We start from the raw sequence: 22955 nt of genomic DNA, 5'->3' as shown, positions 1-22955 counted from the left end.
TTTAATTGCAATATGGAAGGATAATATGTTTAAGTTAATAAAAAAACAGTCTACAGGCAGACTCATCGCTATGGGATTTGCTCTGACGATTTTACTGGGTTCAATTCTGCTTATATTGCCGTGCAGCGTTAAAGAGGGGGTTACTCTTCATTATATAGATGCACTTTATACATCTACGAGCGCCGTTTGTGTAACAGGGCTTATAGCTGTTGATGCAGGAGATACATTCACATCTTTGGGACAATTTTTTCTTGGATTTCTCATTCAGGTGGGAGGACTGGGCGTCACTGCCGTGGGAGCTGGTGTTATAGTAGCTATAGGTAAGAAAGTGAATTTCAGAGGAAGAAATATTATCGGGGAGGCGATGAATATTAACTCCCGTAAAGGTATGGTCAAATTCGTAAAAAGTATATTTTTTACGACTCTGGTTTTTGAATTATTGGGAGCTGTATTCAGTTTCACTGTTTTTATTCAGGATTACCCTCCTCTCAAAGCTGTAGGAGTCAGTTTGTTTCATTCGGTAGCGGCTTTTAACAATTCCGGCTTTGATATCTTGGGAGGTATGAAAAACCTGATTCCGTATCAGCATAATGTAGTGCTTAATATTGTTACATGTGTGTTGATATTCTTCGGAGGTATAGGATTTCTTGTAATAAAAGAGATTTTATCCAAACGTCTACACTGGAAAAAATTTTCAATGCATACCAAAGTGGTGCTTTCTGTAAGCATAGTGTTGATTATAGCTGGAACATTGCTGATAAAACTTACAGAAGATGTAACATGGATGGGAAGTTTTTTTCATAGTGTTTCGTCCAGAACAGCAGGATTCTCCACATATCAGTTAGGTGAATTTTCTGATGCGGGGCTTCTGGTATTGACAGTATTGATGTTTATAGGAGCATCTCCGGGATCAACAGGAGGCGGCATAAAGACAAGTACGTTTTTCGTATTGCTTCAGGGGATCAAATCATCTGCTACCAATAAGATGGAAGAAGCGTTTCATTATGCTGTTCCGGCTAATGCTTTTCATAAGGCTGCAGTAATAACCCTGATAGCATTGGGAGTGATACTTTCCGGAACATATATAATGATTATAATGGAGCCTGATGTTTCAACGATGGATGCGTTGTTTGAGGTGACAAGCGCATTTGGTACTGTGGGCCTGTCTACAGGAATAACATCGGGGTTGAGCGTAGGAAGCAAACTTCTTTCAATCATTGTTATGTATATAGGAAGACTTGGCCCCTTGACAATTGCTTCATTATGGTATTTTATAAAAGGTGAGAGAACTCGTTATCCTGAAGGAAATATTTCCATTGGTTAATATAGGAGGAAAAAATGTTTGGCAGATACAGAAGTGAAAAAATTTCGTACGGAATAGTAGGTCTGGGGCGTTTCGGATATGCTTTGGCAAAAGAAATGGCCGGACTGGAAGCAGATTTGCTGATTCTGGATAAGAATGAAGAGAAGGTAAGGGAAATAAGAGAATATACGGAAAATGCGTTGGTTATAAAGAATCTTGATAAGGGTTCTCTTTTGGAAACAGGCATTCAGAATTGTGACGTGGCCATCGTCTGTATAGGTGAGCAGATGGATATATCTATATTGACTACGCTGAATCTTGTGAGTCTTGGCATACCGGAAGTTATTGCCAGAGCTACAAGTACAGAGCATGGGCAGATTCTGGAAAAGCTCGGTGCGAAAGTAGTTTATCCGGAGCATGATATGGCAGCCAGACTTGCACATAAATTAGAAGATGCTGATATGCCGGAGTTTGCGGAGCTGGATGAACATATAAATATATCAAAATTAACCATTTCATATGATATGGAAGATGAATCCATAGCTGAAGTGAATTTACGAGGAAAGTTCGGAGTTAATATAATCGCTATAGAGAATGAAGAAGAAGTATTTTATGATATAGATCCGGATTATGTATTCAAAGAAGATGATGTCATTTATGTGATAGGAGATAAGGAGAACCTCAACGAACTTACAGAATGGATAGATGATGATTGATTAAAAAATTCCGGGTATACATCAATACCCGGAGTTTTTTATTTATTTTTTGTTTGAGGCATTCAGTACATTCTTTATCTTATGCTGTACCATTCCTTTGATTGCATCTCTGGCAGGTCCGAGATATTTTCTCGGGTCAAAATCTTCGGGATGTTCTGCAAAATGTTTTCTTATTTCGGCAGTCATAGCAAGCCTGAGATCAGTATCTATATTTACTTTACAGATTCCGTATTTAGTAGCGGTTTTTATCATATCTTCGGGAACTCCCTGCGCTCCAGGGATATTTCCTCCGTATTCGTTGCATTTTGAAACAAATTCGGGAAGTACTGTAGATGCTCCATGAAGAACAAGAGGCGTATCAGGGATCAGCTTATGAATCTCTTTGAGTCTTTCAAAATCAAGATATGGTTCACCTTTAAATTTATATGCTCCATGGCTCGTTCCTATAGCTATCGCCAATGAGTCGACGCCTGTTTTTTCGACAAATTCAGCGGCCTCTTCGGGAACTGTAAAAGTAGCGTTTCTCGCTGATACTTTTACGTCGTCTTCGACTCCGGCCAGTTTGCCGAGCTCAGCTTCCACTGAAACTCCTTTGCTGTGAGCATACTCCACTACCTGTTTTGTAAGTTTGATGTTTTCCTCAAAAGGATGCTTTGATCCGTCTATCATTACAGAAGTAAACCCATCGTCTACACATTTCTTACAGATATCAAAATCAGCACCGTGATCCAGATGAAGCACGATGTCAAGTCCGGTATCTATGATAGCCGCTTCCACCAACTTCACAAGGTATGTGGGATTGGCGTATTTTCTCGCGCCTGCGGAAACCTGCAGAATAAGAGGAGCACTTTCTTCCTGGGCAGCTTCTACGATACCCTGAATGATTTCCATGTTGTTGACATTAAAAGCGCCTACGGCATAATCCTCTGTAAGTGCCTTTTTGAACATCTCTTTTGTAGTTACTAGAGCCATGATTACCTCCTTTAATCGGTTATAATATCTAAAATCTCTTCTTGTAAAGAGCTTACTGGTATTTGGAATGTTCCGACTTTCAGAGAAGAGGCTTTATCGGAACTTGTAATATATTCCTCAAAGTCTGCAGCTGCCGCAATAAGACCTGCTTCTTCAAGTTTTTGAGATACTGTAGCGGCAGTATCCGAGTCTTCTATGGTGACTGATATTGTTTCGGTTTCAGAAGTTGATTCAGTCGTTTTTTCCGTTTGTGTTGCGGCTGCTTCACGTGCCAGCTTTTCAGGATAATCCATAATAGCCCCTATTCTGGTATATATTATGAAAGCAGCTACAGCCAGTATTATCAATACAATGATTATATCGTTTTTATTATAAAAAAAGTCTTTAATCTTTCTCATATTAATACTCCTTTTGATGATATTCATCACATACATACTTACTTTAACATATTTCGTGTATTTTCTCAAATCCAAAAGGAGGCTTTTTCATGAAAATTTCTTCACAGATGAAAATTTCTTTACAAAAAATTGTATTTGCATAGGCACTTGTTGTATAATCATAGACATGGTGAAATTAATAATAAGTGAAAATGAGGCAGGTCAGAGACTTGACAGGTTTTTGAGGAAGTATTTGAGAAAAGCTTCTCTGGGCTCTATATATAAAATGATCAGAAAAGATGTGAAGCTTAACGGAAAACGTGTCCGTGAAGATACGATGCTTTGTTCGGGTGATGAACTCAGTCTTTATATGAAAGAAGAAAGAGTGAAGATACTTACAGCTCCCGATAAAAAAAAGACTGCCAGAAAACAGTTTAAAATTATATATGAAGACAATAATATATTGATAGTCGATAAACCTTGGGGACTTCTCACTCATGGTGACTCTCATGAGAAAAAAAATACCTTGGCCAATCAGGTATGCGGTTATCTTCAGGAATGCGGCGAATACGATCCGGCACATGAAAGAACGTTTACGCCGTCTCCTGTAAACAGGCTTGACAGAAATACTACGGGGCTGGTGATATTCGGAAAGAATTCGGAAGCGCTGAGAAAGCTGACTGCGGTGATACGTCGCAGAGACGGTATTGAAAAATACTATATGACGATAGTGTGCGGATGTTTGAAGCAGCCTATAGTGCTGGAGGACAGACTTGTTAAGGATCAGGGCAGAAATATTTCACAGATTGCAAACGGGAATAGGGGAAAGGATGCTGTTACCTATGTTGCTCCTGTTGTATCATGTAAAGAATTTTCTCTTGCCGAGGTAAGAATATTGACAGGAAGGACCCATCAGATAAGAACCCATCTTTCACATGCAGGATTTCCTCTTGCAGGAGATGCTAAATATGGAGACAGAAATGTAAACGCAAAACTTAAAAAACACGGTATAACAACGCAGCTGCTGCATGCCTGTAAACTGAAGTTTGCAGATTCGGCAGACGTAATAAAGGAACTTCGGGGCAAAACTGTAGAAGCACCTATGCCTGCTGAATTTCTCAGGGTCAAAGAGCTTCTGATATCCGAAAAGTAATAGAAAGGGTTAATTATGAACAGATCGACAAATGAGCAGAAGTATGCGAGAAGGAGAAAGTCACCTTATATGGTGGCTGTAGCTTTAGCTATAGTTATGTTTATGGTGGTGGCTCCGGAGGTGAACGAAGGAGATGCTATGTCCCCTACGATAAATGACGGACAGCTTCTTGTGGTAAGCAAAACATCTTATTCAGCAAAACGGGGCATTCCTGACAGAGATAAACTGGTAATTCTTGAAAAAAACGCAAAAAATGCACAGAACGTCTCCAAAGATAATATAATAGCTCGTGTAGCGGGGCTTCCGGGAGAAACTGTTGAAATAAAAGACGGAAAAATATATATAGACGGAGATGAATATGTTACTGAAAACGGCATAAAGGGTTCTGACGGAGATCTTAAGGTAAAGTTAACGAAAGATGAAGTTTTCCTTCTCTGTGACAATAGAGATAAATACATAGACAGCAGAAATGAAAAACTGGGACCGGTGGACATGAAAGACATTAAAGGCAATGTTCTTTTCTGTATATGGCCATTTTCCAGATTCGGAGGCATTGATTAAATGAAGGAATTTATAAAGGATATAGCAATAGCTTTAGTAATAGTGATCGCCATAACGCTGATAATAAAGCCTACGATAGTCAAGGAAAGTTCTATGGAGCCTACTCTTTATGAAAATAACTATTTATTTGTTAATAAGCTTGCCTATCTTACAAAAGATCATCCCGATTATGGGGATATTATAATCTTCAAGTCTGATATAGATAAAGATGACGGAAGCGGCAAGAAGATATTGATAAAACGTGTCATTGCAGTTGAGAATGATGTTGTTACCGTTTCTGAAGGAAATGTGTACAGAAACGGTATAAAACTTGATGAAAGTTATACCCTTGAGGGATTTACGTCAGGCGATATAAAGGACTATGCCGTACCGGAGAATGAAGTCTTTGTTATGGGAGATAATAGAGGTGTGAGTCTGGACAGCAGATCAGGCGAAGTGGGGACTATAAGCGAAGATTCGATAATAGGAAAAGCATTTTTCAGGCTGTATCCGTTTAGTGAAATAGGATTATTGAAATAGTAATAAAAGTAGAGTACATATTTTCGGCGGGGAGGTTTTTTATGCTTAAAAAAATGTTACTTTACTTATTATCAGCCGGTATAGGTATATTGTCAGCTGTTGTTCTTTCTGGGGTATTTACTGTCACTACCGTGATGGGAAGCGGTATGGAGCCGACAATAGATGATGGAAGCAAGGTTCTCATAAATAAAATAGCATATGGGGCTGACAAAAACAAGAATCCTGAAGTGGGCGATGTAGTGGCTTTTGGAAGTGATGTATATGGAGAAGAAGGCGAAGGTGCAATTCTTGTAAGAAGAGTAGCCGGAAGCAGCGGAGATGTGGTGGAAATAAAAGATAATATTTTTTATTTGAATGGAAAGCCATATGAGAAATATATGGCGGAAGCCGTGCATATGGATCCTATTGACGAAATTAAACTTGGCGACAATGAAATCTTTGTGCTGAGTGATAACAGAAAATCTTCTATGGACAGCAGAAATGAAGCTATAGGAGTCATAGACAGCAGGGACTGTATAGGCAGGATCTGCTTTAAATAAAAAGACGGGAAGAGATGATTGCTTTCTCCGGTCGGATTTATGAAAGGAAGAGTATATCTGATGAAGGTTGTGGCCAATAATAAAAAGGCAAGACATGATTATTTTATAGAAGAAACATATGAAGCTGGGATAACTCTTACAGGAACTGAGATAAAATCTGTCAGACAGGGAAAAGTCAGTATAAAAGAGAGTTATGCCAAAATAGAAAATGAGGAGCTTATTCTTTATGGTATGAATATAAGTCCTTATGAGCATGGCAACAGATTTAATGCTGAGCCGCTCCGTCCGAGAAAACTTCTTCTGCACAAACGTGAAATAAGGAAACTAATAGGGTATACTACATTAAAAGGCTTGACTTTAGTGCCGCTTAAGATGTACATTAATGGTAGGGGTTTGGCAAAGGTTGAAATTGCAGTAGCCCGAGGAAAGAAGGAATATGATAAAAGACATGATATTGCTAAAAGGGACGCTGACAGAAGGATGCAGCAGGCCATGAGAAGGTAAGGAGGCTATATTATGCAAAGTTTCTTAAGTAAAATGGGAAAGACAGCAAGTTCTGCTGTAAGCAAAGCAGGAAATAAAGCCGGTGAACTGATTGAGATAACTAAACTGAAGAGCCGGATCAGTTCGGAAAAACAGGCGATAGTATCTGCAAAGCAGGAAATCGGTGAATATTGTTATGATCTCTTTAAATCTGAAAATATGAAAGACAAGAATATAAAAGAATATTGTGAGAAGATCAAAGCATGTGAGGATAATATAGAACAGCTGGAACAGGAGATACAGGCTGCTAGAGAAGAATATAAGGCAGAGTCTAAAGAAGAGGAAGATACTGCGGTTGAGTAACCATAACCGATAGTTTCATACATGGGGATGTTTTTGGTTTCGACGGGGGTGTGGAAGCCGGATAAGCGAGCCGTAGTCGCCAAGTCTACGTTAAAAGTGGCCGTTTAAATACAAACGCTAAAAAGAATAATAATTTCGCACCTATGGCTATGGCTGCGTAGTCAGTCATAAGCTGTGCGTGTCAGCTTCGGTTTACCTGTAGGCCGGATGTCTGGCATCGATTATACAGGAAAACCTTGCGAGAGTTCCCGGTATCGTAAGGGAATAACGGGATAGCTGATCGTAAAGCCTGCTTTTGGGCGATGCGAGAAGTGAAATAATAAAACAAAAGCTTCGCTCGGAGAAAATCCGGTGGAAATGCTTTCGGACACGGGTTCGACTCCCGTCATCTCCACCATACACATAAAACCCGCCTGTTAAGGCGGGTTTTATTATATCTTAAGATAAATTACAGTTTCAAAATGAGGCTTATAAGGAGTAAATATCAAAGATATGATAAAGAATCATTATAGAAGTTTATGTGGAGAAATGTATGATATTTTTGCATAAAGATGCACCGCCGGATGAATTGAAATTTTATCTTTCATATACGTAAAAAGGAATGTCTGTTTTGGAACCTTTGTGTGGCAGCGGCAGGTTTATGCTTCATTTTATGGAAAGAGGTATCGATATTTACTGATATGGATATATGCTGTTTATTTGATCAATATTATAACTTTAAATTCTGCATCTGTATATGAAATATCTATAGTTCCGCCGTAACGTGAAACAATGCTCTGTATAGAAGAAAGTCCGATTCCGTGGTGTTTGGAATTATTCTTATCTGTAAGAAAACGGCCTTTCTGCTGGTGAATGGGATTTACTTTAGTATTTATGATTTCATAGCTGAAATATCCGCTATCTGAGCACCTCGCTTTTAGGGAAATACGTCTTTTGGTTTTATCCGGAATTTTTCGTATTGCCTCGATAGCGTTGTCCAGCGTATTGGTAAAAATAGAGCAAAGGCTTATGTTGTCTATTATTACGCTGTCAATACTGATGTTGAAAAATATGTCGGTTTTGAGTTCTGAAAGCTGATTGTATTTTATGTTTAGTACGGCGTTTACGACTTTGTTTTTGCAGAATCTTCGGTTTGGAGCCTCAAGGCTTACGGATAAAGTTTCAAAATATTCCAGGGCTTCTTTGTTGTTTTTATTTTTAAGCAGCAGACCGATTATTGTCAAATGATTGTTCATATCGTGACGGAGTTCACGGATCTTTGTTTGATTTTTTTCTAAGATTTCATAATAATTTTTTTGGAGTTTGAGATTCTTTTTTTCCATATCAGCATAAATCCCGTCAGCAAGATTAGATGCGAGACGAATGCTGCAGGAACTTGTTATTATACATGCAATAACACATGGCCATACTTTATATGTTTCACTAGGTGTAAAATATACGCAGGTGAAAATACCTGCAAAAGGTGCGAGACATATGATGATCATAATGGTCCATGTTCTGTTGTCTAGAAGTTCTTTCATTTTTATCAGGGATTTTTTTGAATAATAATAAAAAACGTACCAGAAAAGAACGACAAACAAGTATGTATTCACGGAAAAGATAAGATTTTCTATAGTATCTGTCTCAGTATAGTGACGAAAGAAAAAGAAGCTTCCTATTGCATTGTGAAGAAAGTTCAGACCTGTTGCTATAGGAAACAGAATTACCGCCATAGCCAGCTTGATCAGAGGTTTTCCTTTGAATAAGAGAAAATTTATCAGAAGGAACAATATGGCCACTATTGTGATATTTACAGGGTCACCTGCTAAAATAGCGAATGTGGAAACTATGGACAGACCACCCCAGATAATAAAAAAGAAAATTTTAGGTTTTTTTCTTTCCAGACAGCAGGAAATAATTTTATAAAAAATGTATCCTACGATGAATTGAAGGATGTTCGAAAATACTGTTAAGATTGTTATCATTAATTCCCGTTCCTCATATTCTGTTCTATTGCAGCATCATTTTAGCAAAAGCCATAGCCAGTTCATGTCTGTAGGTGCGGCTGACAGGAAGCTTCTCATCATGGCATATGCAGTAGTTTGAACCGATTTCTGATACATAGTTGAGATTTATCAGATATCGATTGTGAATCCTCTGATAACACGGAGGCATCTTTGTTTCCACGTCATTCAGTTTTCCGTAAAAGATATCAGTGCCTTCCGTACTTACAGCAAATATATTGCGTTTGTCACTTTTAAAGTAAGTTACCTTTTGTGTGTTGATACATAAAATACCGGATCTTTGTTGGATTACTAGAGAATGTTCTTTTCGGATATCCAGTTCAGAAATCGCCCTGTCAAGAACTTCTTTGATTTTAGTTTCACGATAAGGTTTTAAGATATAGTGAAATGCCTGCACTTCATAACCCTGAAAAACAAAATCCGGATAAGCCGTAACAAATATAATAAGCATTTTTTTTCCTGATTTTCTCAGTTGGCGCGCAGTTTCCATGCCATCTACAGATCCCATTTTAATATCAAGGAAAAGCAGATGGATATCTTTTTTATTTTTATATTCCAGAAGTTCCTCGCCTGATGTGAATTCAGTTATATGATAATTGATACCGGTAAGATCCATATGTATTTCGATTAAATGCCGAAAATCTTTAAGAAGTTTTTTATCGTCATCACAAATTGCAATATTCATAGTTATCTCCAAAATATTTCGCAATAGATTAACATATTTTTTTATCTATTGTCAAACTTGAGAGTCAAACTTTACAGTAAAGATACCAAACTTGTCATTTTGTTTGCTGTTACTTTCTATCCGGCTTTACTAAAATTAATGCGGACAAAAATAGTAAAAGAGAGTGAGGGCGAATAATGTTACAAGTAGAAAACCTGAATAAAAGCTATAAAAACGGATTTAACATTTATCCGGTTTTAACGGATGTATCTTTAAAGGTAAACCAAGGAGAATTTGTTGCGGTAATGGGACCTTCAGGCAGTGGCAAGACTACACTGCTCAACTGTATTTCCTGCTTTATTCCTTATGATAGCGGTACGATTAGATTAGGAGGGAGGGTAATTTCTGATTTGAGTGAGAAAGGACTATCTAAAGTTAGAAATGAAAAGCTGGGATTTATTTTTCAGGATTTTATGCTCCTTGATGGGCTTACGGTAAAGGAAAATGTCTGCCTTCCTCAGATCATCGCCAAAAAGCCTATCGTAGAGATGGAGGAAAAAGCCAGCATGCTTTGCAGTTTGTTTGGTATTAGTCAGATTATGGAAAAGTATCCGGCGGAAATATCGGGCGGCGAAAAGCAGCGTACGGCAGTGGCAAGATCTCTGATGAACGATCCTTACGTTATCTTGGCTGATGAACCCACAGGGAATCTTGATAGCAAGTCATGCAAAGCAGTTATTGATGCTTTTTTACAGGCAAAGAATCAGGCTGGAGCTACGATTTTTATGGTGACACATGATAGTTACGCAGCATCATTTTGCGACCGGGTTATTGTACTGAAAGATGGCTGCATTCATCAGGAGCTTACAAGAGCGTCAACAAGACGCGCATTTATGGATGAACTTCTTAACACTCTCAGGATTTTAGGAGGTGACATCGATGACAATGAATAAGCTTTGTGGAAAACTGAGAAAAAATGACAGAGGTCAATATCTGCTTCTGGGATTCTGCAGTTTTTTGTCGGTACTTTTGATAACATCTTTTGCTTTGATGTATTTTGGGCCGACAGTACAGAATTTTTTGCCGGAAGGAGGAGATACCCGTAAAATGGCAGCATTATTGTTTGTTGTTACAGCGATTGGCTGCTTTATTTTCACTATTTATGCATCAAATTTGTTTTTTCGATATAAAGCCAGAGAATATGGTATTTTTATGGCGTTAGGTTTTTCCAAAAAATCTCTTGAAAAGCTGCTGTTTCGTGAGCTTTCTCTAATTACCGCAGCATCTTCATTGCTTGGACTGATTTGCGCTATACCGGTTTCATATTTTATCTGGAAAGTATTTGAATTGTTTATTATTTCTACTGAGCAAATGAGTTATCATTTTGGATCATTAGGTTTTGTTCCCGGGATTATTTTCAGTATAGTATTGGTATTGATGTTGGGAGCTGTGGGAAAACGGTTTATCAGAAAGTCAAGTATTATGGATATCCTCAGGACTCAGCATAAATCAGAAATGGTGAAGGAAATAAAACCGTGGATATTTCCGACAGGCATAGTTTTTATTGTTGTCGGTATAATTCTCGGTACAGGATTGCCGCAATTTTCTGCAAGAGTATTTGGTTTTCATTTGCCCGGTATCGTCAATCTCATATATTTATTATCGGTTGCAGGGATTTATATGGTGCTTCTCAGTATAGTAAGTCAGAGCCGTTTGAAAAAGAATAAAGAAAAGTATTATAAGAATCTTGTTTCTGTAAGTTTAATGCGATTTACTGCAAAGGCAGCAACCAGGAATATGTGTGTTATTGTACTGTTAATTTTCGTATGCTGTTTCTCAGCTTTTTATGGGATGCAGTATTCCTTGGCTCCTGATATAGCCAAGGATGAGGGTGGAAAAGCTTTTTCCTTGCATAGTCCTGTGTTGGAAAAACAGATAACCAAAAAGGATATTTATGAAACTGCCGCAGAATATGATATGGATATAACCGAATTTGCAGAAAGTGATGCTGCAAATCTTGTTATTTCATATCATTCAGTAGATCTTACAGATGATGATCGTTATGTAGAAAAATATGATAAAGATAAAAAGAGCGCACTGTTTATATCTGCATCCGATTTTAAGAAGGTTTCAGGGCAAGATGTTAAGATAAGATCAGGTACTTATAAGACAGTTGTTCCGGTAGATTTTAAAGAGAATTTTTTTGATAAAACCGATGGGTTGGATAAGATCAAAAATCCCGATTCTCGAAAGTTCATGGATGTAAAATTTGATGGTACACTGGAATTCAGCTCATTTTATTCTATGAGTACTCCGTTTGCCTATGTTTTAGATGATGCTGACTATGAAAAAATAACGGAAAACCTTTCTGATATTTATAGAGAAAATTTAGTATTTTTTAATGTGGCAGATGTAAATAATTCCTATGATTTTGCAAAAGATTTGCTGGAGCAATATGTAGTGAATTGTACAGAACTATCAAATCATCTGGGTTACTGGGATTTATGGGAAGAGAAGCAGGCGCAGGCTGTTGGTGAGGAATACGGATACAGCGGTACTATTGATATGACTACAGAAAACGATTTGCTTCTTTCGGACTGGAAATATGCGCCGGGGTTTAATATTATATTAATCCAGGATCAGATGCAGCTTATCAGTGTTTATGTAATGCTTTGTCTATATATTTTTATTATTTCACTTGCAGCAATTTCTGTTATGACTTACGTCAGGAGTATTTCTGTTGCTGCAGATAATTACGAATTGTTTGCCAGCTTGGAAAGGCTGGGAGCTGACAGGCAGTATCGAAGAAAGATATTGAAAAATCAATTGTCGAAGATATTTCAGTATCCTGCGGCAATAGGTTGCGGTATAGGATTCATATTTTCATTTGCTATGGATTTTTTTAATGACGGAAGAATAGCAGAAACCGAAGTGATTGCGTTGATTGTTTTGGGCGGAATCATATTGATGATCGCGGCAGTCCTCTTTGCAGTATATAAATATTCGATAAAAAAGGCTATGACAAAAATTTTACTGTGACATACTGTTTTGTGAATACTTTAATTGCTACTAATATTATGAAAATAAAGCAATATTCAGTAAAATTACAAAAGGACGTTCTATAAAAGTCAGAAAGATGACAATAATATCATGTTCATTGAGAAGACAGAATGATACAATGACTCTACAAAGTAGCGGAAAATTCAAAAAAATCTGCGAAAAGGGGTGAAATGGATTACAGATAGTAAGGTAAATTTCATTTAGGGAGGAAGTATCATGAAAGTTAATTATGAAGGCGGTCAGGTGCTGACTGATGTAGTACCTGGCTTGAAAAAAACTCGATTCTCTTTTAGCGCGGTGCTGTTCTTTATTTTCTGTTCAGTCAGCGGAGGAGCTTTTGGGATCGAGTCCATCATTCCGGCTTCAGGACCGGGGCTGACCCTTGTTCTTCTTGTGGTTATACCACTTATGTGGGCGCTGCCGATGGGGCTTTATGTATCTGAGCTTACGAATCTGGCACCTGTAGATTCGGGTCCTTATGTATGGGTGAAGATGGCATTTGGTGAATTCTGGGGCTTTGTCTTCGGATTGTGGATGGCCGTGGCATGGTATTTGACGGGTGCGTCTTATATTGTTCTCGCAACGGATTACATAGGCATGTATATAGATATGAGTCCTATGGTAACACTTGCGGTAAAAGTTGCTATTATTCTTGTATTTACAGTAGTAAACCTGCTTGGTCTCCAGGAAGTAAATGTGGTTAATACAATATTTACATTTATAATTCTTGCGGCATTCCTTGCTGTAGCCATTGTCGGTCTGGCTCATTGGGAGAATAATCCGTTTGATCCATTCATGAATGTTGAAGCTGGAGCATTTTCCAGTCTTGGAGTAGGTATCGCCATAGGTGTGTGGATGTTCTGCGGTTATACGGCAATAGCAAATCTCGGCGGAGAGATTGAAAATCCTCAGATTATTCCTAAGGGAATGAAATGGTGTATTGTTTTGATGATGGTAGCTTATATTCTTCCTACCCTCGGAGGAATAGTATCTACAGGTCCGTGGAGCGAATGGGGTTCTACCATAGATTACTCGAGTGTCCTTTTCACACATGTTGGAAAATGGGCAGGAGTTGCCTTTATGATCACGGCGGTAATATCTCAGCTGGCTCTTCTCAATGCGACGACAGCTACGGCATCAAGGTCATTTATGATTCTGGGAAAAGATCATTTATGTCCTAAGTTTTTATCGACAGTTTCCAAGAATCGTAAAGTTCCCATTTGGCCGATCGTTATACTTGCAGTGCTTAACGTTATACTGGTAAATCTGGACTTTGAAATTCTGGTTATCATTCTCTCGCCGCTGCTCTTCGTATGTTATGCAGGATTTGCTGTTGCATTTCTGAAATTGAGGAAGCTGTATCCGGTGCAGAAGAGGGGGGATCTGTACTATGTCAAAGGCAGATTTTCTCCTTACTACATAGTAATATCAATGATGATCATCGGAATAGTGGGAATCCTGATGAACGGAACTGAATACTTCCTGCTTGGCTATGTTCTTATTCTGTTTGCTCTTCTTATGTACATTATCTGTAAGAAGATATACGGAGGTCTTTCTGTTGATAATCCTCTTCAGTACCCGAGAAATCCAAAAACAGGTTTAGGAAAAGGAGATACTATAAGGATAGGAAAGTTTTTCCTTATATTTGGTGTCTTAGCGCTTGGAGGATCACTGTTCCTCAGATGGTATGAGGGAGACTGGGGACATGATTATTACTTGGATCTGTATGGTTCGGGACTGATCAGTAACTGGGAACTGATGATAACTCTTCTTACATGGATAGGCGCAGGTATGCTTATATTGAGTTTGATTCTTCATATCGTTGGAAAGAAAGCTGACCCTATTCCTGATGATGAATAACAGGGTTTTAAAGTAAACAGATAAGCCTCCTGACTGTAAAGCAGCTTATTTAAAAGTCAGGAGGTTTTATCATGCAGGGAAGAATATTATTTCAATGTAAATAATTTGTGAATTCTGAAAATAATATATTGACACAGGGTTACATATCTCGTATAATTGCATTCAATTATATCTGAGAGAAAGGATTTGAGAAAAAGAAATGGACGACGCCGACGGCAGTGACGCTGAACGAAGTGACTTGTATGATGTTTTTAAATTGAATAAAATTTTGTGTACAGGCATAATCTGCGCTCTTTTTAAGAGTTGTCAGGCTATGCTTTTTTGCATTTCTTTTTTACTGATCTCCGTCTGAGGGCGGTCAGAATATAAAAAATTTATTTAAAGAAAGGGGTGGTCTATCCTATATGGATAATCACAGACAGATGCCTTGGCATTCGAAAAAAATTGAAGAGGTGTATGATCTTTTGCATACATCGGAAAAAGGACTGAGCGATGCTGAGGCGGCTGAAAGGCTAGAAAAAAATGGAAGAAATGAGTTGAGATCTAAGCCTCCAAAAGCTATTGTCAAAATGCTCAAGGAGCAGATTACTGATCCCATGGTTCTGATTTTAATTGGTGCGGCAGGCTTTTCCGCTATATTACAGGAATGGACAGAGGCAGCAGTTATTTTTGTGATCGTCATAATTAATGCGGTCATTGGGATCGTGCAGGAGAAAAAAGCGCAGTCATCTCTTGAAGCTTTACGGAAAATGAGCGCTCCTCAAGCGCGTGTTCTCAGGCAGGGAGAGGAAAGCATTATCCCAGCGGCGGAACTGGTGACAGGTGATGTGGTATTTTTAAGCGATGGTGATATGGTTCCTGCCGATATGCGCCTAATTGATTCTGCAAATTTGAAAGTGCAGGAGGCATCTCTTACGGGAGAGTCAGTGCCTTCAGAGAAGGAAGCGGATGAAATACTGCAAGAGAGTTGTCTGTTGGGAGATCGGAGCAATATGGTCTATACTTCAGCTATCATTACATATGGTAGGGCTGCAGGAGTGGTGGTTGCCACCGGTATGGATACGGAGGTGGGAAGTATTGCAGGCATGCTTGACAGTCAGGGAGAACTGGAGACGCCGCTTAAGAAGAAACTTAATGCAGTCGGTAAAACGCTCACTGTCGTAGGATTGATCGTATGCGTTCTGATCTTTGTTATTGGAGCACTTTATGATCGCCCGCTGATTCCGCAATTTCTTGTGGCTATTTCTTTGGCCATTTCCATTATTCCGGAGGGGTTGCCGGCGACGGCTACTATCGTTATGGCACTGGGTGTACAGCGTATGGCCAAAAGAAATGCTCTCATCCGCAAACTTCCCGCTGTGGAAACTTTGGGAAGTGCCACAGTGATCTGTTCTGATAAAACAGGAACGCTTACCTTGAATAAAATGACTGTTACTAATATAGCTGTAAATGGAGATTTTCAGACTGGGAAAACTACACCTGTCAGAGAGGCAGCAAAAAAACATCCGGGAGTATATAAAGAACTTGTTTACGGAGCAGCTCTTTGTAATGACGCCAGTCTTGATCCTGACAGACAGGGTGAGATCATCGGAGATCCGACAGAAGGTGCATTGATTTACATGGCTCAGGCTTTTGGCATTGATCATGAGTCTTTGGAAGCTGATTATCCCCGTGTCTTTGAACAGCCCTTTGATTCGGAACGAAAACGTATGACTACAGTTCACACAATAGGTGATAAAGTGACAGCTTATACGAAAGGTGCTGTAGATGAGATGCTTCCTTTGTGCACGCATATATTGACGGCTGAAGGTATACGTCCTATCACTGATGAAGATAAAAATAATATTTCAGAGCTTTGCCTTACAATGTCGGAAAATGCTATGCGTGTACTTGGGTTTGCCACGAAAAATCTTTCTTCCATACCTCTTGATGATAATGAAAACATAGAACATGATATGGTATTTATCGGAGCAACGGGTATGATAGATCCTCCGCGCAGTGAAGTGGCAGAATCTATAAAAAGTTGCCTTGAGGCTGGTATAAGAACAGTTATGATTACAGGTGATCACAAAACAACAGCTCTTGCCATTGCAAGAGAGTTAGGCATTTACAGAGAGGAAAGCACAGTTGTTTCCGGTGATGAACTGGATAACATGAATGACAGTGAGCTTGATGAAGCAGTTAAAACAGCTTCTGTTTTCGCTCGAGTGTCTCCGGCTGATAAGCTGAGAATCATTCAGAGTCTGAAACGAAATGGAGAAGTTGCTGCTATGACAGGAGATGGGGTCAATGATTCTCCGGCGCTGAAAGCTGCGGATATTGGTGTAGCTATGGGTATCACCGGTACGGATGTCGCTAAAGATGCTGCTGATATGATTTTGCTGGATGATAGTTTCAACACTATTGCATATGCCATTAAAGAAGGTCGAAGGGTATACAGAAATATTCAGAAGGTGATCCAGTTTCTTTTAGTGGGCAATATTGCTGAGATAATGACCTTATTTGTAGCTACCGTCTTCAATTGGAATGCTCCTCTTCAGGCTGTCCATATACTGTGGGTGAATCTTGCTACAGCAACACTTCCCGCGCTTGCGCTGGGAGTAGATCCTGCCAGCAGAAATATTATGAAGCATAAACCTGTGAAATCAGGGACTCTTTTTGAGAAAGATTTGGTGGGACGAGTGATCACTCAGGGTACATTCGTCGCTGCTGTAACTATTGCTGCTTACTGGATAGGAGTAAGTGTAGGCGATAATGTCACAGGACAGACTATGGCGTTTTGTACTTTAGCCTTTTCGCAGATGATGCGGGCTTTTAATCAGCGTTCCAATACAGAGCCCATATGGATACGGGCTGAGGGGCTGAATCCATGGCTGCTGGTTTCTTTTGCAGTCTCTTTGATTCTCATGCTCTGCATTCTTCTGGTACCGTCTCTTCAAGACTTTTTCAGACTTACGCTTCTTTCCGGTGTTCAGTGGCTTATAGTTATAGGTCTGTCTCTGCTGTCAGTCATTCAGGTGGAATTTGTGAAACTGATAAAGCGTATTGCTTGACATATTAGTACGTTTGGGCTATAATTAGCTTTAGTACGAAAGACCTAATGCGGAAAAGGAGGGTAATGCTGTGAAAGTCAAAGTGCAATATACTACATTGATAGTAAAAAACCTGGAGGAATCAGTTAAGTTTTACAGAGATGTTATGGGATTTAAAGAAGGTTATCATGTAGTTACTCCCGACGGAGGGCAGATCACTATTATGAATAGCGACAGCGGTGCTTCTGTGGAGCTTATAGAAAACAAAAACTATGATGTGGGGATGTATTCGGTGGGAACAGATGTAGATAACCTTGAAGAAGTACTTGAACATTTAACGGAAAACGGGTATGAAGCGGCAAGCCCTGTGATTCCCACATCGGTTGGCAAACAGGCTTTTGTAATGGACCCTAATGGAGTAAGATTATGTCTGATAGAACATACAGATGAATATAAAAAGAAGTATATGTAGAATCCGGAAGTTTCGGAAAAGATTTTTATGAAAAAGAATACAAGACAGAGGATATTGGATACGGCTCGGAATATGTTTAATAAGTATGGATATAATGGCGTATCCTTACGTGATATAGCAGGTGAACTGAATATAAGCAAGGGCAATCTCACTTATTATTTTGCGAAGAAAGAAGATATTATAGAAGAACTTCTGGCAGAGGAAAAAGACACCTTTATAGCAGAGCCGCCGGAAACACTGCAGGAACTTGACAGAGTGTTTGATGACATGCAGAAAACAGTACAGTCGCATTTATATTTTTTTCTGCATCATGCGCAGCTTTCCCAGGTATCTCCTGAGATCTTAAAAAAACAGAGGGATAAGTATGCTTCTGTGGCAGAATTGCTCAGAAAGTCTTTTTCTATACTTTGCAGCAAAGGATTGCTTCGTGAGGAACTGTTTCCGGGCGAATATGTACATTTAATTGATATGATACATATGTCTGCGATTTATTGGGCGCCGTTTGAAGATCTGAGCCGATCTGTCCGCGGTAAAATTGATTATCGGAAGCATATATGGAGTACTGTTTATAATTTACTGACAGAAAAAGGACGAAATGAAATAAGGAATATATGAAAAGCACCCCGGTCATAGAAAAATTGGCCGGGGTATTTAATATATTTTATATTATACTTTCATGGAATGTGCGTTTTATTACTTCCTGCTGTTGTTCTTTGGTAAGACGATTGAAATTGACTGCATAGCCTGATACTCGTATAGTAAGGGTCGGGTATTTTTCAGGATGTTCCATGGCATCTATCAGAAGCTGGCGGTTCATCACGTTTACGTTAAGGTGATGAGCTCCCTGGCTGAAGTAGCCGTCCATAATAGAAACGAGATTTCTTTTCCGCGTAGAGATATCATTTCCCAATGCAGAAGGAATTATGGAGAATGTATTTGAGACTCCATCCTGGCATACATTCCGGTATGGGATCTTGGCTACTGAATTCAGCGATGCCAAAGCACCGTTGATATCCCGTCCATGCATAGGATTTGCTCCGGGTGCGAATGGTTCTCCGGATTTTCTGCCGTCAGGAGTAGCTCCTGTTTTCTTTCCGTACATTACATTGCTGGTGATGGTAAGTGCTGATAATGTATGTATGGCACCGCGGTAAAGAGGATGTTTCTTAAGCTCCTCTGAAAAGTAGGATGCTATTTCTACGGCTATATCATCTACACGGTCATCATCGTTTCCATACTTAGGGTAGTCTCCTTCAACCTGAAAATCTATAGCTATGCCGTTCTCATCTCTTATTGGCTTTACTTTTGCGAATTTGATTGCTGACAGGGAATCGGCAGTTATGGAAAGGCCGGCTATTCCAAAAGCCGCCAGTCTTGTAACCAATGTATCGTGGAGAGCCATCTGGCTGCTTTCATAGGCGTATTTATCATGCATATAATGTATGATGTTGATGGTATCTACGTAAAGCTCTGCGACATATGATAAAACCTTTTTATAATTTGTCAGAACTTTAGAGTATTGAAGAACTTCATCGGTGTCGTGCTGTATGTCAGGAACGATGACAGTGCCTTTATTTTCATCTATACCTCCGTTAACAGCATATAAAAGGCTTTTTGCCAAGTTTGCGCGGGCTCCGAAAAATTGCATTTGCTTTCCGACAGTCATGGCGGAGGTACAGCAAGAGATGCAATAATCGTCTCCGTACAATGGCCGCATGATATCATCGTTTTCGTATTGTATGGAATCGGTTTCTATGCTCATCTTTGAGCAGTAATCCTTGAATGCACGTGGCAGATCTTTACTCCATAAGACTGTAAGGTTGGGTTCAGGTGCGGTGCCGAGATTAGTCAATGTATGAAGGTATCTGTATGAGGTTTTAGTTATCAAGGCTCTCCCGTCTACACCCATTCCCCCGATGGATTCCGTTACCCATGTAGGGTCACCTCCAAACAGTTCGTTATATTCAGGCGTACGCAGATGGCGTACAAGACGCAGCTTTATGATAAACTGATCTACAAGTTCTTGTGCTTCCTGTTCTGTAATGCGTCCCAAATCAAGGTCACGCTGAATATATATATCAAGGAATGTTGAAGTCCGTCCTAAAGATATGGCTGCTCCGTTATTTTCCTTTACTCCCGCAAGATAAGCCATATAAAGATTCTGTACAGCCTGATGTGCATTTTCAGCAGGCTGAGATATATCACAGCCATAACTTTCCGCCATTTTTTTCATTTCGTCCAAAGCCCGTATTTGCATCTGAACTTCTTCGCGGAGTCTTATTCGCTCATCAGTCATGGCTCCGTCTATCGTATTGAGATCTTTTTTCTTTTCTTCTATAAGAAAGTCAGTGCCGTAAAGAGGGACGCGGCGATAATCTCCAATGATCCGTCCTCTTCCGTATGCATCGGGAAGGCCTGTAAGAAGTCCTGCGGAACGTGCATCCAGAGTACGTTTTGGATAAGCGTCAAAGACACCTTCGTTGTGGGTTTTTCGATATAGACGGAAATGTTCTTCTATATTAGGGTCAAGCTTATAGTCATACTGGTCAAGGGCAGATATGGCTGTACGGATACCTCCGAACAGATTGACGATCCGTTTTAGAGGAGCATCAGTTTGAAGGCCCACGATTACTTCATTTTCGCGATCTATATAACCGGGAGCGAAATTATTTATTCCGGATACTGTTTTGGTTTCAACATCAATGACTCCCTTTTTTATTTCTTCTACGATAAGTTCGCTGGCTTTTTTCCATACACGTTCTGTTTTTTTTGAAACAGGTGCGAGAAAGCCCTCATCTCCGGTATAGGGGATATAATTTTTCTGAATAAAGTTTCGTACGTTTACTAAATGTCTCCATTCACCTGTATGAAAACCGGACCAGGCTGTACAGTTTACATCAATGCTCATTTTTTCCTCCTGTTTAAATAACATTTGCTGTTAAATTTCTGTTTAATCGTTTGTTCCATTCCGCTATTTTTTCATGTGATAACGGAGGGATTTTATCAAGAGGGTATTTCATATGCATTTCATGGTATTTGTGTACTCCGAGGGTATGATATGGCAGCAGCTCAACTTTTTGTATATGAGTCAGTGTTTCGAGATATGATTCGAGGCCTGAGAGATGTTCATCTCCGTCTGTAAGTCCGGGAACTACTACGTGTCTGATCCATAGAGGCACAGCCATATTCTGAGCAGTTTCAAGGAAACGCTTTGTTTCATCATCAGAACACCCTGTTATTTTCAGATATCCGTCTTGAGTGTAATGTTTGATGTCATAGATAAGAAGGTCGGTGTGAGAAAGTATATGTTCATAATCTCCTCTGCCGCAGCCTGCTGTATCAATACACGTGTGGATGCCGGCATCTTTGCACATAGTCAATATTTCACACAGAAACTCAGATTGAAGAAGAGGTTCGCCGCCTGAAAATGTAACGCCGCCGTCAGATCCGAAATATGGCTTAAAGCGCAGTATACGTTTTAAAAGATCTTCCGGTGAAAGTATCATGTTTTCTGATGCTTTTTCTGCCCAAGTGTCAGGATTGTGGCAGTATTTGCATCGAAGACGGCATCCCTGAAGAAATATAACAGTTCTTATCCCCGGTCCATCTACAAGGCCCATGGATTCTATGGAATGCACACATCCTAAAGTCATATGATTTCCTCCCTTTTCAAAAAGAAAAGCCGACAATCCGGGCTTTTCTGCCCAGACGGCCGGCTAAATATCTATCATACTCCATGTGGTGCTCCACATTATCCGTCAGTTATATGATTTCAAAAGTATATCATCAAGATGTAGTGGCTGTCAAGAGATGTGACACGATTTATATGGATTATAATTCAGCATAAATACATTTTAATATCCGACAGCTTTTACGCCATATTCTGCTTGTTCGGAGGTGAAGCCTTCGAATTCAAGTTGTTCGACAAGTTCCTGACGGGAGAATGACATAAAATCTATGTATTCCTGTGCCATTCGTGCGGCTTCGTTGTTCCAGTCCGCTCCACAGTGATCTGCTGCATACACAGATTCTGAATTGCTGTATCCTTCAAATTCGAGTTGCTCTATAAGCCCTTGATATGAAAATGCGGAATAATCCAGATAATCTTTTGCCGATTCCAGAGCATTTTTTTCACCAAGAGTGACAGAGTCTGAAGATGTGTTTGGTTCTGTTGTGGATTTTGTGGATTCCTGCGAGGAAGTACTGATATTAGTATCGAGATCAATGTCTGATATGGATGTTAAAGCCAGTCTGGCAGATAATGCAATATTTAAGATAAAAAGAACTCCTATTCCTGCAGTTATTATTATTCTCACGACATTGGTGAATTTTTTTCTAGACCACATTAAATAAAGCCCCACAGGCCAGAAGATGACGAGAAACAGAATGACAAACCAAGTTTTGTAGGAAACACCTTCTTGCTTAGGTATAGTGTAATCAGGGGTTTTGAAATCAGAGGAAGCGGAGTTGCTGTCTCCTGTGAATTTATAGTTATAAGTCTCATTATTCTGTCTGTTTTCTCCGGTTGCCTGGCTGTATGTATTTGAACCGGAGGCTGCATTCTGCTTAGAATTTGTTTTTTCTGACTGCAATGAGTCTGTTTCAGACGTTTGGCCGGTTTGATCTGAAGTATTCATATAATTCGAGCTTTCTCCGGATGTATTTTCTTCATATGGTGATATTACTTCTTCGGGCAGGGTATTTACTTCCGAATCTTGGCGGGATGAGTAAGGGGCTGGATCTGCCATTTGAGCTCCGCATTCAGTACAGAATTTTGTCTCGGCTTCATGGCCGCAGTTAGGGCATTTTTTCATGATTTCCTCTTATTTAGTCAGATGGATTTTAAATGACGAAGACATCTTTGTTCAATTTAAGGGA

Annotated in this window: 21 protein-coding genes, 1 other RNA gene and 1 riboswitch; of the genes, 15 read left to right on the top strand and 7 right to left on the bottom strand. The window is 39.5% G+C overall.

The genetic code is table 11. The annotated features are described in order from the left end of the window. The first annotated feature begins 25 nt into the window (after positions 1-25). Together H8692_RS00825 and H8692_RS00820 are read left to right on the top strand one after the other, a co-directional pair. The gene (locus H8692_RS00825; RefSeq protein WP_187524760.1) at positions 26-1324 is read left to right on the top strand and encodes a TrkH family potassium uptake protein; all 1299 of its coding nucleotides are present in this window, start codon (positions 26-28) and stop codon (positions 1322-1324) included. Between the two features lie 14 nt (positions 1325-1338). Continuing rightward, positions 1339-2019: a potassium channel family protein gene (locus tag H8692_RS00820; RefSeq protein WP_187524759.1), complete on the top strand. Its 681-nt coding sequence runs from the start codon at positions 1339-1341 to the stop codon at positions 2017-2019. A gap of 42 nt (positions 2020-2061) precedes the next feature. On the opposite strand, the gene fba is transcribed toward H8692_RS00820, so the two are convergent. Further along, positions 2062-2991 (bottom strand): class II fructose-1,6-bisphosphate aldolase, encoded by a 930-nt coding sequence (fba, locus tag H8692_RS00815; protein WP_187524758.1) that lies wholly within the window; start codon positions 2989-2991, stop codon positions 2062-2064. An 11-nt stretch (positions 2992-3002) separates the two neighbouring features. Next, positions 3003-3389, bottom strand: coding sequence for a hypothetical protein (locus H8692_RS00810; protein WP_187524757.1), 387 nt, complete (start codon positions 3387-3389; stop codon positions 3003-3005). A 166-nt stretch (positions 3390-3555) separates the two neighbouring features. Between H8692_RS00810 and H8692_RS00805 the strand changes: the two genes are divergently transcribed. The 7 genes from H8692_RS00805 to ssrA all read left to right on the top strand — a co-directional run bounded on the left by H8692_RS00805 (position 3556) and on the right by ssrA (position 7383). Next, positions 3556-4521, top strand: coding sequence for an RluA family pseudouridine synthase (locus H8692_RS00805; RefSeq protein ID WP_187524756.1), 966 nt, complete (start codon positions 3556-3558; stop codon positions 4519-4521). 15 nt (positions 4522-4536) lie between these two features. Continuing rightward, the gene (gene lepB / locus H8692_RS00800; RefSeq protein ID WP_187524755.1) at positions 4537-5082 is read left to right on the top strand and encodes a signal peptidase I; all 546 of its coding nucleotides are present in this window, start codon (positions 4537-4539) and stop codon (positions 5080-5082) included. Then, a complete protein-coding gene (gene lepB / locus H8692_RS00795) occupies positions 5083-5601 on the top strand; it encodes a signal peptidase I (protein ID WP_177269908.1) in 519 nt (172 codons plus the stop codon). Positions 5602-5642: 41 nt separating this feature from the next. Next, complete coding sequence (gene lepB, locus H8692_RS00790) at positions 5643-6140, top strand: signal peptidase I (RefSeq protein ID WP_177269906.1); 498 nt, start codon at positions 5643-5645, stop codon at positions 6138-6140. Positions 6141-6179: 39 nt separating this feature from the next. Next, positions 6180-6644, top strand: coding sequence for an SsrA-binding protein SmpB (gene smpB / locus H8692_RS00785; RefSeq protein ID WP_243206869.1), 465 nt, complete (start codon positions 6180-6182; stop codon positions 6642-6644). Between the two features lie 12 nt (positions 6645-6656). Then, positions 6657-6986 carry a hypothetical protein gene (locus tag H8692_RS00780; protein WP_177269902.1) on the top strand — a complete coding sequence of 110 codons (330 nt, stop codon included), beginning with the start codon at positions 6657-6659 and terminating at the stop codon, positions 6984-6986. Positions 6987-7009: 23 nt separating this feature from the next. After that, positions 7010-7383, top strand: a transfer-messenger RNA (tmRNA) gene (ssrA, locus tag H8692_RS00775). 298 nt (positions 7384-7681) lie between these two features. Here ssrA and H8692_RS00770 read toward each other — a convergent pair. Both H8692_RS00770 and H8692_RS00765 read right to left on the bottom strand, forming a co-directional pair. Then, positions 7682-8950, bottom strand: a complete 1269-nt coding sequence (locus tag H8692_RS00770) for a sensor histidine kinase (RefSeq protein ID WP_177269900.1) — start codon at positions 8948-8950, stop codon at positions 7682-7684. A gap of 25 nt (positions 8951-8975) precedes the next feature. Then, complete coding sequence (locus H8692_RS00765) at positions 8976-9674, bottom strand: LytR/AlgR family response regulator transcription factor (RefSeq protein ID WP_177269898.1); 699 nt, start codon at positions 9672-9674, stop codon at positions 8976-8978. Positions 9675-9850: 176 nt separating this feature from the next. On the opposite strand from H8692_RS00765, the gene H8692_RS00760 reads away from it, so the two are divergent. From H8692_RS00760 to H8692_RS00735, 6 genes are all read left to right on the top strand, one after another. Continuing rightward, a complete protein-coding gene (locus H8692_RS00760) occupies positions 9851-10606 on the top strand; it encodes an ABC transporter ATP-binding protein (RefSeq protein WP_187524754.1) in 756 nt (251 codons plus the stop codon). Then, a complete protein-coding gene (locus H8692_RS00755; RefSeq protein ID WP_187524753.1) occupies positions 10593-12692 on the top strand; it encodes an FtsX-like permease family protein in 2100 nt (699 codons plus the stop codon). The genes H8692_RS00760 and H8692_RS00755 overlap by 14 nt, the downstream gene beginning before the upstream one ends. 237 nt (positions 12693-12929) lie before the next feature. Continuing rightward, positions 12930-14573 carry an APC family permease gene (locus tag H8692_RS00750; protein WP_177269892.1) on the top strand — a complete coding sequence of 548 codons (1644 nt, stop codon included), beginning with the start codon at positions 12930-12932 and terminating at the stop codon, positions 14571-14573. Between the two features lie 404 nt (positions 14574-14977). Then, positions 14978-17626, top strand: coding sequence for a cation-translocating P-type ATPase (locus H8692_RS00745; protein WP_177269890.1), 2649 nt, complete (start codon positions 14978-14980; stop codon positions 17624-17626). Positions 17627-17696: 70 nt separating this feature from the next. Beyond that, positions 17697-18077 carry a VOC family protein gene (locus tag H8692_RS00740; RefSeq protein WP_177269888.1) on the top strand — a complete coding sequence of 127 codons (381 nt, stop codon included), beginning with the start codon at positions 17697-17699 and terminating at the stop codon, positions 18075-18077. 27 nt (positions 18078-18104) lie between these two features. Beyond that, a complete protein-coding gene (locus tag H8692_RS00735; RefSeq protein WP_177269886.1) occupies positions 18105-18692 on the top strand; it encodes a TetR/AcrR family transcriptional regulator in 588 nt (195 codons plus the stop codon). Positions 18693-18738: 46 nt separating this feature from the next. On the opposite strand, the gene pflB is transcribed toward H8692_RS00735, so the two are convergent. The 3 genes from pflB to H8692_RS00720 form a co-directional block, all read right to left on the bottom strand. Continuing rightward, positions 18739-20985: a formate C-acetyltransferase gene (gene pflB / locus H8692_RS00730; RefSeq protein ID WP_187524752.1), complete on the bottom strand. Its 2247-nt coding sequence runs from the start codon at positions 20983-20985 to the stop codon at positions 18739-18741. 13 nt (positions 20986-20998) lie between these two features. After that, entirely contained in the window at positions 20999-21730 is a 732-nt protein-coding gene (gene pflA, locus H8692_RS00725) for a pyruvate formate-lyase-activating protein (RefSeq protein WP_177269882.1), read from the bottom strand. A gap of 42 nt (positions 21731-21772) precedes the next feature. Next, a riboswitch (ZMP/ZTP riboswitch) is annotated at positions 21773-21853 on the bottom strand. 78 nt (positions 21854-21931) lie between these two features. Then, positions 21932-22891: an Ltp family lipoprotein gene (locus H8692_RS00720; RefSeq protein WP_187524751.1), complete on the bottom strand. Its 960-nt coding sequence runs from the start codon at positions 22889-22891 to the stop codon at positions 21932-21934. Between the last annotated feature and the right edge of the window lie 64 nt (positions 22892-22955).

The sequence above is a fragment of the Lentihominibacter hominis genome (assembly GCF_014385065.1).
Classification (GTDB): domain Bacteria; phylum Bacillota; class Clostridia; order Peptostreptococcales; family Anaerovoracaceae; genus Lentihominibacter; species Lentihominibacter hominis.
Note: the sequence above shows the minus strand (reverse complement) of the source record. Positions and strands in the feature narration are given on the sequence as shown.